Here is a 9,928-nt window from a genome sequence, read left to right on the forward strand (position 1 = left end):
GCCATTGCGACGCGCGCATGACGCGCGTCAGGATTCGCCGCTCAGTCGTTGGCGGGTGCCAGCGCCAGCGTCATGAAGAGGCTATGCGGATCCTCGGGATAGGCGCCAAATGGCCCGCACTGGCGGAACCCGAAACTTTCATAGAGCTTCTGCGCCGGCAGGAAGGCGGGATGCGTCCCCGTCTCCAGGCTCACCTCGGCGTAGCCGCGCTCCCGGGCCACCCGGAGGATGTGCGCCAGCACCGCACGCGCAGCACCGCGGCCACGTGCCGCCTGGGGCGTCCGCATCGACTTCACCTCTCCGTGGCTGGCGGAGAGTTCCTTCAGCGCACCGCAGGCCAGCAGCAGATCGCCATCCCAGACCGTCCAGAACGTGATGTCGGGCCCGCGCAGTTTGGCCACGTCCAGGGCATGCACGCTCTCGGGGGGCGAAAGCTCGTACATGTTCGCCAGATGCTCCCGCAGCAGGTCCAGCACCGCCGGGCGCGTCAGGTCGTCAAGCTCGATGCGCATGCCGGCAAGTCTATTCTGGCTCCCGCACGGCACCGGTCGCCGTTGGCTGCGCCCGCAGTCCGAATGCCAGGTGCAGCCCTAGGCCCACGCCCGCACCGGCCAGCTGCGCCAGCACGAACCCGGGCACGCTGGCCGGCGCGATGCCGGCGAAGCTGTCGCTGAACATCCTGCCAAAGGCCGCCGCCGGATTCGCGAAAGACGTCGACGCGGTGAACCAGTACGCCGCGCCGATGTAGCTGGCCACCATGGCAGCCACGCGCCCCGCCGGTGCGCGCAGGATCACCAGCAGCAAGCCGGCCGTGGCCACCGCTTCCGCGATCCATTGCCCGCTGCCGCTGCGCACCTTGGCCGACCACTGGAGGATGGGCAGGTCGAACATCGCATGGGCCAGCCAGGCGCCGAGCACGGCGCCCAGCAATTGGGCCGCGACATAGGGCATCAGGGAGGCCGAAGGCAGTTTGCCCCGGACCACCATCACGGCACTCACCGCGGGATTGAAATGGGCGCCGCTGATGGGGCCGAACACCTCGATCAGGATGTACAAGCCCCCCACGGTCGCCAACGCATTGGCCAGCAGTGCAACCGCGTCGTTGCCGGCGGACAGGCGCTGCGCCATGATGCCGGAGCCGATCACCACCGCCAGCAGGAGCGCCGTTCCCAGCGCTTCGGCGCCAAGTCTTCGTGGAAGGTCGTCCATCCTCAGCCCGCCGAAATGGCAGCCAGCGCCTGCTGCAGGTCGCCGTCGGTCATGGTGGCCAGCGGAAGCTGGAGCAGCTGGAGCATGCGGTAGCCGATGGCCTGCCGGGTCAGCTCGAAAGCCAGGCGCTTCCCCTCCTCGCCGCCGGCCGCGTTCGATGGATCGGCGTACCCCCAATGCACCTTCACCGGGCTGCCCGGCCAATATGGGCACTGTTCCGCCGCGGCGCTGTCGCACACGGTGATGACGATCCGCATCCGTGGCGCGCCCGCGCCCACGAACTCGTCCCAGCTCTTGCTGCGCGTTCCTTCGGTGGAGATGCCGGCGCCTTGCAGGGCCTCGAGGGCCATTGGGTTAATGCGGCCGCTCGGTGCGCTGCCCGCGCTGAAGGCGCGCACCGGCTGGTCCAGCCGGCCGGCCCAGTGATTGAGCATGCTCTCGGCGAGCACGCTGCGGGCCGAGTTGTGCGTGCAGAGGATCAGGACGTTGGTCATCATGCCCGCCGGTTCCCCGTCAGCAGCACGACGATGCCGGCTTGACCGGAATGGCGACCGCCCTGCCCCGCGGAGCACAACAAGCGCCCGCCGGCTCCTGCGCCACCGTCACCGTCACCGGCTCGCTGAACAGCGGAATGTCCGCCAGCGTATGGAAGTGTTCCCATGCGATGCCCTGCGGATCGGTGATCCAGTGCTTGTCGCTCCGGGCGTAGCAGCAGGACGTGGCGCCATCGTCGCGCAGTCCGAGCTCCGCCGCCTCGGCGCGAGCCTTGAGCTCGGCGAGCTCCTCCGGCGAGTCGGTCTGGAAACCGAGGTGGTCAATGCCCGGCTTGCCGCCACGCGTCGAGATCGCGAAGTTGATGCGAGGATCCTCCAGCATCCACTTGGCGTAATCGGACTCGGCCCGCGCGGGAGTCGCCCCGAACAGCTTGCTGTAGAAGGCGATGCTCGCCGCGAGGTCTTCGACGTGGGTGTGGATGTGAAAGCGCTTCATGTGTGCTCCATTTCGTGCAAGGGGGACTAGCAGGTGCCGCAGGACGAGGCGGCGGCATCGACCGCGCACGCCTCGCCCTGGCAGCAGTTGTCGGTGAGGTAGCGCAGGACGGCGTCCATCCGGTCGAAAGCCGCCCGGTAGATCAGGTTGCGGCTGGCCCGCTCCTGGGTGACCAGCCCGGCATTCGTGAGCTCCTTCAGGTGGAAGGAAAGTGCGCTCGACGAGATGCCCAGGCCTTCCGCCATGGTGCTGGGAGTCATGCCCCGCGGCCCGGCGACGACCAGCGCCCGGAACACCTGCAGGCGGATTGGCTGGGCCAATGCCGCCAATGCCTTGATGACAAGGGATTCTTCCATATTTCAAGAATACATGAACTATGGAGACAACGCAAGACCCGCCCGGCGCGGGCCAGCGGTGCAACCCGCCTCAGGCCGTTTCCGCCCCCTGCACCGCCCACAGCAAGGTCTGCTCCAGGCCATCGCGCTCGCGCGTGCGCAGCCACCAGACGGCCCCTTTGCGGATGGCGACGCTACCGCCTTCGATCCGAAGCAGTTGCGCGAGCGTCTCGCCCAGCACGGGCTGGTGTCCCACGACGAGGACGGCGTGCTTCGCCGACGGCCATTGCGCGGCCCGCAACACGTCGTCGGGCGTGGCGCCCGGCGCGAGCTCCTCGCGGATCTTGTATTTGCGGCCCAGTGCCAACGCCGTCTGTTCGCAGCGCCGCGCGGGGCTGGAGAGAATGCGGGTACCTTCCGGCAGGTTGCGGTCCAGCCAGCCGGCGACACGCACCGCCTGCTTTTCGCCGCGGGACGTCAAGGCGCGTTCGAGGTCGTCCAGGCCATCGCGCTCCTCTTCCGCTTCGGCATGCCGCCAGATGATCAGGTCCATGTCTGCCCTTCCGTTTCCTCGCCCGCGGGGGCGGTGTAGCGTTCCATCAGCGCGGCTTGCGCGCCGTGGCCCCTGGGCTCGTCCGCACCCTTCACACGCTTGTAGTGGCCGTCCGGTTGCAGGTCCCAGGCATCCCGGTTGTCGTGCAGGTACGCGACCAGGCATTCGTCGATCAGCCGCTGCCGCAAGTGCGGGTCCGTCACCGGCCAGGCCAGCTCGACCCGGCGCAGCATGTTGCGGTTCATCCAGTCGGCACTCGACAGGTAAAGGTGCTCCTGGGCCCCCGCGCGGAAATAGAACACGCGCGAATGCTCGAGAAAGCGGCCGATGATGGACCGCACGCGGATGTTGTCGGTCAGCCCGGGCACATGCGCGGGCAGCATGCAGGCCCCCCGGATGATGAGGTCGACGCGCGCGCCCTGCCGGCCGGCGCGCACCAGCGCCTGCATCAGGTTTTCATCGGTGAGCGCGTTCATCTTCAGGACGATGCGGGCGTCGAGCCCCGAGGCGGCCGCGCTGCCCACCAGGTCGATCTGCTCGACCAGCCGACGGTGCAGTTGGAAAGGCGCCAGCCAGACGTGGTTCAGGCGCGGCAGCTTGCTCTGGCTGGCCAGGTGCACGAACACCTGCTCGATGTCGGCCGTCAGCTGCGCATTGGCGGTCAGGTGGCTGATGTCGGTGTAGAGGCGTGCCGTGCGCGGGTTGTAGTTGCCGGTGGAAAGGTGCGCATAGCGCACCAGCCGCTCGCCCTCGCGGCGGGTGATGAGCAGCATCTTCGCATGCGTCTTCAGGCCCACCACGCCATAGACCACCTGGGCGCCGACCGACTCGAGCATCTCCGCCCAGTTGATGTTGGCTTCCTCGTCGAAGCGCGCCTTCAGCTCCACCACCACCGTGACTTCCTTGCCGCGGCGCACGGCCTCCCGCAGCAGGTCCATCATTTCGGAATCGGCGCCCGCGCGGTAGATGGTCTGCTTGATGGCCAGCACCTGGGGATCCCGCACGGCCTCGCGCAGGAAGGCCAGCACGCCGTCGAAGCTTTCGAAGGGCTGGTGGATCAGCACGTCGCCATGCTGGAGCTGCTCGAAGATCGACCGTCCAGGCACCAGCTGCCGCGGGTAGCAGGGCCGGTGGGCCGGGAACAGCAGCTTGGGCGCGTCGACGAGGTCGATCATCTGCTGCAGCCGCACCAGGTTCACCGGGCCATGCACCCGGTACAACGCCGCCTCCGGCAGCGCAAACTGCTTGAGCAGGAAAGCCGACAGGAACTCCGAGCAACCGGCCGAGACTTCCAGCCGCACGGCCTGGCCGTAGTGCCGCTGCTGCAGGCCCAGCCGCAACGCCGTTCGCAGGTTGCGCACGTCCTCCTCGTCCACCGCCAGGTCCGAATGGCGGGTGACGCGGAACTGCGAGAACTGCCCGACCTCGCGCCCTGGAAACAGCAGGTCCAGGTGCGCGCGGATCACGCTGGAGAGCGAAACGAGCAGCGTCCGCTTGCCCGACACCCTGGCCGGCATCGGGATCAGCCGTGGCAGCACGCGCGGGACCTTGACGATGGCAATCTCGTTCTCGCGGCCAAACGCGTCCTTGCCCGAGAGACGCACGATGAAGTTGAGCGACTTGTTGGCCACCTGCGGAAACGGATGCGCGGGATCCAGCCCCACCGGGATCAGCAAGGGCCGCACCTCGCGCTCGAAGTACTCGTGCACCCAGGCCTTCTGCTCGGCATTGCGGTCGCCATGGGAGACGATCTCGATGCCCTGCTTCGCGAAAGCCGGCATCAGCTCGTCGTTGTAGAGCGCGTATTGCCGCTCCACCAGGCGGTGGGCGGCGGTGGAAATCGCCTCGTGGCTTCGCACGGAGTACGCGCCCTTGTGGTCGCCGGCGGCCGCGGCGATCAGGTGGTTGACCGACCGCACCTCGAAGAATTCGTCGAGATTCGACGAGACGATCGTCAGGAACCGCAACCGCTCGAGCAGGGGCACCCCCGGGCGGTGCGCCCAGTCGAGCACCCTTTCGTTGAAGGCGAGGATGCTGTGGTCACGGTCGAGAAAAGGAACCACTGGCGTGGCGGCATCGCACATCAAGATGTCAGAACAGTGACTGTAGCGTGACAGTGTTCACCGCGAGGATGACAGTTTCGTGACAGGCCCGGGCGCAACGGCGTCGCCCAGCAGCGCACCCCGCGCCGGCACCAGATGCCGGGCGAAGAGCGCCGTCGCGTGCTCCCAGCTGAAATCCAGCGCCCGTTCGCGCGCGTCGTGCCGCGGCGTGGTCAAGGCCTCGAAACAGGCCTTTTGCAAATCGTGGTCCATCGCGCCGCCCAGCCGGCCCGGGCCGCTGCGCCGCTCACGGCCCAGCACTTCCAGGGGCCCATCCACCGGAAACGCGGCCACGGGTGTGCCGCAGGCCAGCGCTTCGACCATGACCAGGCCGAACGTGTCGGCATGGCTGGGAAACACCAGCAGGTCGGCCGAACCGTAGAGCTTGGCGAGTTCGTCGCGCGGCAGCAGGCCCACCCAGCGGATGTGCGGATAGCGCTGCTTCAGGTCCGCCTCCACCGGCCCGACGCCGCAAACGACCTTGCTGCCGGGAAAAGGCATCTTCAGGAAGGTCTCGATGTTCTTCTCGTAAGACACCCGTCCGACGAACAAGGCCAGCGGCCGCGGCAGCCCCGCCAGCCCGGCGTAGTCGATCGGCACCGGCTGGTACTTGAAGAGATCCGTGTCCACGCCATGGGTCCAGGGGCGCAGATTGCGGAAGCCGCGCGCTTCCAGCATGGCCAGCACGCTGGGTGTGGGCACCATGACGCCGGACGACGGCGCGTGGAAGTGGCGGAACAAGGCATAGCCCCAGTTGACCGGAACGCGGATCGCCGCGTGCGCGATCTCGGGAAACTTGGTGTGGAACGCCGTCGTGAACGCCAGCCGGTTGCGCAGGCAGTAGCGGCGCGCGGCCCAGCCGAGGGGACCTTCGGTGGCGATGTGGATGGCGTCCGGCCGGAAGGCGTCCAGCCGTTCGGTCACACCGCGTCTCGGGGCGACGGCCAGGTCGATGCCCTTGTAGCCCGGGCAGGGCCGCGTGCGGAACTGGCCCGGCTGGATCACTTCGACCGTGTGTCCGCCGGCGCCCAGATGGCGCACCAGTTCCACCAGCGTCGTCACGACGCCATTGACCTGGGGCAGCCAGGCGTCGGTCACCAATGCGATCTTCATGCAGTCTCCGTCGTGATGTGTTCGTGCTCCGCGCGCTGGCCAGGCTGCGCGCCGGCCCAGTGCAGCAGTTCGAGCCGGCCGTCGAAGTGTTCGACCAGCGCAGTGCGGCTCTCCACCCAGTCGCCGTCGTTGCAATACAGGACGCCGTCGATCATCCGCATCTCGGCGCGATGGATGTGGCCGCAGACGACGCCATCGTGCCCCCTGCGCTTCGCCTCCTTCGCGACGGCCGCCTCGAAGTCCGTCACGTAGTTCAGCGCCTTCTTGACCTTGTGCTTCAGGTAGGCCGAAAGCGACCAGTAAGGCAGGCCGAGCCGGCCGCGCAGGTGGTTCAGGTGGCGGTTCAGCCGCAGGGTGAATTCATAGAGGTTGTCGCCCACGTAGGCCAGCCATTTGGCGCACTGCACGACCGCGTCGAAATAGTCGCCATGCACGACCCAGAGTTTCTGGCCCGACGCGGTCACGTGCACGGCTTCCTCCAGCACCTCGATGCCACCGAAATGCTGGTTCACGAACTGGCGCGCGAATTCGTCGTGGTTGCCCGGGACGAAGATCACGCGGCAGCCCTTGCGGGCCCGGCGCAGCAGCTTTTGCACCACGTCGTTGTGCGACTGCGGCCAGTACCAGCGCTTGCGCAGCTGCCAGCCGTCCACGATGTCCCCCACCAGGTAGAGGTGGTCGCTCGGGTGCGTCTTCAGGAAGTCGAGTAGCGGCTCCGCCTGGCAGCCCGGCGTGCCCAGGTGCAGGTCGGAGATGAAGATGCTGCGGTAGCGGCGGCCCGGCGCGTCGTCGTCGCGTTCGTTTGCCGGGGGGGCGGTCCAGCTGGGGAGCATGGGCCCGAAGGCGTCGAACGCGGTGCGCATCCTCAAGATCCCAGGAAGTGCTTGCGATAGCGGGGCGGCATGTCCTGGATCCGCATCATCATCGGCAGGTCCGCCGTGTTGAAGTCGGGGTCCCAGGACGGCGGCCCCAGCACCTTGGCACCCAGCCGCAGGTAGCCCTTGATCAGCGCCGGCGGCTCCACGGGCAAGTCACTGGCGAGTTCAGCCACGGGCAGCGGCAGGCGCGGCATCACCTGGTGCTCGATCGCGGCCAGGTGCGTCCGCGCGACCTGTTGCCAGATGCTCGCGGCAACGTCGCCGCTCACCACGCCGTTGTGCAGCATCGGGATGCTCGCGCAGCCGATCATCGTGTCCAGGTTGTTGCGCACCATGAACTCCGCGAGCGCACCCCACAACGCGAGGATGACGCCGCCGTGGCGATGCCCCGGATGCACGCAGCTGCGCCCGAGTTCGACCATGCGTTCCCGCAGGCCGCGCAGGCGCACCAGGTCGAACTCCGTGTCGCTGTAGAAGCTGCCGGCGCGCCGGGCCTGCGTGGGTGTCAGCACGCGGTAGGTGCCGATGACCTGGCGCGTGGCGCTGTCACGAACGAGCAGGTGTTCACAGTAGTCATCGAACAGGTCGATGTCGTGGCCGGCCAGCGGCGTATCGATGCGCGCGCCCATCTCGCCGACGAAGACGTCGTGCCTCAGGCGCTGCGCTTCGCGGACTTCGCCCGCATCGCCCGCCCAGCCGACCGTGATGCCGCTTGCGCCCTCCACCATTGGCGAAGAAGGTCGATGAACCGACCCCCGAGGGAGAGACACGGGCGAGAGCGGAAAGGTCGGGTTCGGCAGTTCGTTCATGCAGGCTCCTTCGACATGGGAGGGAGTGTGGAAAACCACAGTGACGCGGTTGTGAAACTTTCGTGGCGGTTCCGTGACCGCCGCTGCCACACGCCTGACTCGGTGCGGCTGTCGAATGACCGGATGTACAAAGGCGAGAGATTCAACGCATGGGCCCACCTGGTGGGCCTGCTCCTGACCCTGGGCTTCCTCGTCCATGCGGGCGCGGCGGCAAGCCAGGCCGACCGGGTTTCGGCACTCGGGGTCCTGGTGTTCCTCGCGACGGCGGGCGCCGCGTATTTCGCGTCCATCCTCGCGCACAGCACGCGCGGAGAAGCACAGCGCCGGTGGGTGAAACTGGACCACTGCGCGATCTTCCTGTTGATCGCGGGCAGCCTCACGCCATTCGCGCTCAGCGCGCCGCGGCAAGCCGAAAATCTCGTCGCCATGGGGCTGGTGTGGGCCCTCGCCGGCATCGCATTCATGCGGCAGCTTCGCGCGCCGGCCGCATCCCCGGCGGTCCCGCACTACCTCTTGCTGGGCTGGTGCGCCGTGCTCGCGGCTGCGCCGGTCGCGATGCGCCTGAGCGGTCCGGCCCTGGACTGGTTGCTGGCAGGTGCCGCTTTCTACAGCGTGGGAACGGTGTTCTACCGCAACCCCCGCGGCTGGGCGCATGCGCACGGCGTCTGGCATCTCTTTGTGGTGGCAGGCACCAGCAGCCACTACGCCGCCGTGTGCCACCTCGCCTGAGCCTCACATCGCCGAGCGCGCCGCCACGCCGGTGGCCGGGAAATCCGTGAAGACACCATCCACGCCCAGGCGCAGGTAGTACTCCATTTCCTTCTGCGGATCGGCGAAGCCATAGCCGCTGGCATCGTTGCGGAAGGTCCAGGTGTGGACGCGCAGGCCCTTCTGGTGCGCCAGCTCGATCACGCCGGTGCTGCCGTCGACCCGCCGGTCGTTGATCGTCAGCGTGGTGTTGCCGGTGCGCTCGACACCGTCGTTCACGGTCTTGACCAGGTACGGCTTCCAAGGGCCCACGGCGTCCGCGTAGGTCTTGACGAAGTCGAGGCCGGTGGACGTGAGCAGGTCGGCGAAAGTGCGCGGGTCACCCTTGACCACGAAGTCGTAGGGCTGGCGGTACGGCGCCACCAGGGACATGCTGCCGTCGTTGTTGACGTCGTCCGCATCGATCAGTTGCACCAGCTTGATGTTGGTCTTCGTGTTCAGGTACTGCAGGTTGGAGACCTCGAAGGACTGGATGAAGACCGGTGCGTCGGCGGAGTTGCCGTAGGCGGCGTGCAGCGCCGCGACCAGCTTGTCCTCGAACACGTTGGCGCCGAAGCCCAGGCCGGCCGCATGGAATGTCGAATGCTTGATCTCGGGGTAGATGCCGATGGCGCGGCCCTTGGCGCTCTCGGTCTTGGCGAGCTGGATGACTTCATCGAGCGTGGGGATCGCGAACTGGCCGTCGAACGCCTTGGAGCGTGCGGCGTTCGACTGGACGGCACGCAGCGTCTTGATCTCGGCCAAAGTGAAGTCGCTGGCGAAGTAGGCGGTGGTGGCCACGCCGTCCATGGTCCGGGTGGTCTTCCGGCTGGCCGGGAACTTCGCGGCGACGTCGGTCGTGCCATCCAGCATCGGCTCATGCCGCGCGATCAGCACGCCGTCCTTGGTGAGGACCAGGTCAGGTTCGATGTAGTCGGCACCCTGGCTGATCGCGAGGGCATAGGCTTCCAGGGTGTGCTCGGGCCGCTCGCCCGAGGCGCCGCGATGGCCGATGACGAGCGGCCGGGCGCCGTCCAGGGTTTTGTAGCCGTTGTCGCTGCCGCCGCAGGCCTGGAGCAGCGCGAGGGCTGCCGTGACGAAGAGGATCCGGATGTTCATGCTGTTGGAGTTGTGGCGCCCGCGCGCTGCGGGCGCCCCCCACAGGCGGCAGTGGGGGAAGGTGCTATGACAC

The 9,928-nt window shown here is 67.7% G+C and carries 12 protein-coding genes; 1 reads left to right on the forward strand and 11 read right to left on the reverse strand.

From position 1 onward, the window contains the following. Positions 1 to 41 precede the first annotated feature (41 nt). The 10 genes from FN976_RS08340 to FN976_RS08385 all read right to left on the reverse strand — a co-directional run bounded on the left by FN976_RS08340 (position 42) and on the right by FN976_RS08385 (position 7,989). Positions 42 to 512 carry a GNAT family N-acetyltransferase gene (locus FN976_RS08340; RefSeq protein WP_145892543.1) on the reverse strand — a complete coding sequence of 157 codons (471 nt, stop codon included), beginning with the start codon at positions 510 to 512 and terminating at the stop codon, positions 42 to 44. A gap of 10 nt (positions 513 to 522) precedes the next feature. After that, the gene (locus FN976_RS08345) at positions 523 to 1,209 is read right to left on the reverse strand and encodes an aquaporin (RefSeq protein ID WP_145892544.1); all 687 of its coding nucleotides are present in this window, start codon (positions 1,207 to 1,209) and stop codon (positions 523 to 525) included. A 2-nt stretch (positions 1,210 to 1,211) separates the two neighbouring features. Beyond that, positions 1,212 to 1,706, reverse strand: a complete 495-nt coding sequence (locus FN976_RS08350; protein ID WP_145892545.1) for an arsenate reductase ArsC — start codon at positions 1,704 to 1,706, stop codon at positions 1,212 to 1,214. Positions 1,707 to 1,722: 16 nt separating this feature from the next. Then, the gene (locus FN976_RS08355) at positions 1,723 to 2,199 is read right to left on the reverse strand and encodes an ArsI/CadI family heavy metal resistance metalloenzyme (protein ID WP_145892546.1); all 477 of its coding nucleotides are present in this window, start codon (positions 2,197 to 2,199) and stop codon (positions 1,723 to 1,725) included. A gap of 26 nt (positions 2,200 to 2,225) precedes the next feature. Beyond that, the gene (locus tag FN976_RS08360) at positions 2,226 to 2,555 is read right to left on the reverse strand and encodes an ArsR/SmtB family transcription factor (protein ID WP_145892547.1); all 330 of its coding nucleotides are present in this window, start codon (positions 2,553 to 2,555) and stop codon (positions 2,226 to 2,228) included. Positions 2,556 to 2,625: 70 nt separating this feature from the next. Beyond that, positions 2,626 to 3,087 carry a SixA phosphatase family protein gene (locus tag FN976_RS08365; RefSeq protein WP_145892548.1) on the reverse strand — a complete coding sequence of 154 codons (462 nt, stop codon included), beginning with the start codon at positions 3,085 to 3,087 and terminating at the stop codon, positions 2,626 to 2,628. Next, positions 3,078 to 5,171: a polyphosphate kinase 1 gene (gene ppk1, locus FN976_RS08370; RefSeq protein ID WP_145892549.1), complete on the reverse strand. Its 2,094-nt coding sequence runs from the start codon at positions 5,169 to 5,171 to the stop codon at positions 3,078 to 3,080. Before ppk1 ends, FN976_RS08365 begins: the two co-directional genes overlap by 10 nt. 36 nt (positions 5,172 to 5,207) lie before the next feature. After that, positions 5,208 to 6,302, reverse strand: coding sequence for a glycosyltransferase family 4 protein (locus FN976_RS08375; protein ID WP_145892550.1), 1,095 nt, complete (start codon positions 6,300 to 6,302; stop codon positions 5,208 to 5,210). After that, the gene (locus FN976_RS08380) at positions 6,299 to 7,165 is read right to left on the reverse strand and encodes a UDP-2,3-diacylglucosamine diphosphatase (protein WP_145892551.1); all 867 of its coding nucleotides are present in this window, start codon (positions 7,163 to 7,165) and stop codon (positions 6,299 to 6,301) included. Before FN976_RS08380 ends, FN976_RS08375 begins: the two co-directional genes overlap by 4 nt. A gap of 2 nt (positions 7,166 to 7,167) precedes the next feature. Then, positions 7,168 to 7,989: a GNAT family N-acetyltransferase gene (locus tag FN976_RS08385; RefSeq protein ID WP_145892552.1), complete on the reverse strand. Its 822-nt coding sequence runs from the start codon at positions 7,987 to 7,989 to the stop codon at positions 7,168 to 7,170. 51 nt (positions 7,990 to 8,040) lie between these two features. Here FN976_RS08385 and trhA point away from each other — a divergent pair, with 51 nt between their 5' ends. Further along, positions 8,041 to 8,718, forward strand: coding sequence for a PAQR family membrane homeostasis protein TrhA (trhA, locus tag FN976_RS08390; protein WP_255440234.1), 678 nt, complete (start codon positions 8,041 to 8,043; stop codon positions 8,716 to 8,718). Between the two features lie 3 nt (positions 8,719 to 8,721). Here the strand turns inward: trhA and FN976_RS08395 are convergent, their stop codons facing one another. Beyond that, positions 8,722 to 9,855, reverse strand: a complete 1,134-nt coding sequence (locus tag FN976_RS08395) for a glycerophosphodiester phosphodiesterase (protein WP_145892554.1) — start codon at positions 9,853 to 9,855, stop codon at positions 8,722 to 8,724. Between the last annotated feature and the right edge of the window lie 73 nt (positions 9,856 to 9,928).

Source organism: Caenimonas sedimenti, assembly GCF_007833165.1.
GTDB lineage: Bacteria > Pseudomonadota > Gammaproteobacteria > Burkholderiales > Burkholderiaceae_C > Ramlibacter > Ramlibacter sedimenti.

Bases quoted from the DNA above. Each gene is read 5' to 3' on its own strand.
- ppk1 (WP_145892549.1), bottom strand. From the start codon at position 5,171: ATGTGCGATGCCGCCACGCCAGTGGTTCCTTTTCTCGACCGTGACCAC.
- FN976_RS08360 (WP_145892547.1), bottom strand. From the start codon at position 2,555: ATGGAAGAATCCCTTGTCATCAAGGCATTGGCGGCATTGGCCCAGCCA.
- FN976_RS08350 (WP_145892545.1), bottom strand. From the start codon at position 1,706: ATGATGACCAACGTCCTGATCCTCTGCACGCACAACTCGGCCCGCAGC.
- FN976_RS08380 (WP_145892551.1), bottom strand. From the start codon at position 7,165: ATGCGCACCGCGTTCGACGCCTTCGGGCCCATGCTCCCCAGCTGGACC.
- FN976_RS08345 (WP_145892544.1), bottom strand. From the start codon at position 1,209: ATGGACGACCTTCCACGAAGACTTGGCGCCGAAGCGCTGGGAACGGCG.
- FN976_RS08385 (WP_145892552.1), bottom strand. From the start codon at position 7,989: ATGAACGAACTGCCGAACCCGACCTTTCCGCTCTCGCCCGTGTCTCTC.
- FN976_RS08365 (WP_145892548.1), bottom strand. From the start codon at position 3,087: ATGGACCTGATCATCTGGCGGCATGCCGAAGCGGAAGAGGAGCGCGAT.
- FN976_RS08340 (WP_145892543.1), bottom strand. From the start codon at position 512: ATGCGCATCGAGCTTGACGACCTGACGCGCCCGGCGGTGCTGGACCTG.
- FN976_RS08375 (WP_145892550.1), bottom strand. From the start codon at position 6,302: ATGAAGATCGCATTGGTGACCGACGCCTGGCTGCCCCAGGTCAATGGC.
- FN976_RS08395 (WP_145892554.1), bottom strand. From the start codon at position 9,855: ATGAACATCCGGATCCTCTTCGTCACGGCAGCCCTCGCGCTGCTCCAG.
- FN976_RS08355 (WP_145892546.1), bottom strand. From the start codon at position 2,199: ATGAAGCGCTTTCACATCCACACCCACGTCGAAGACCTCGCGGCGAGC.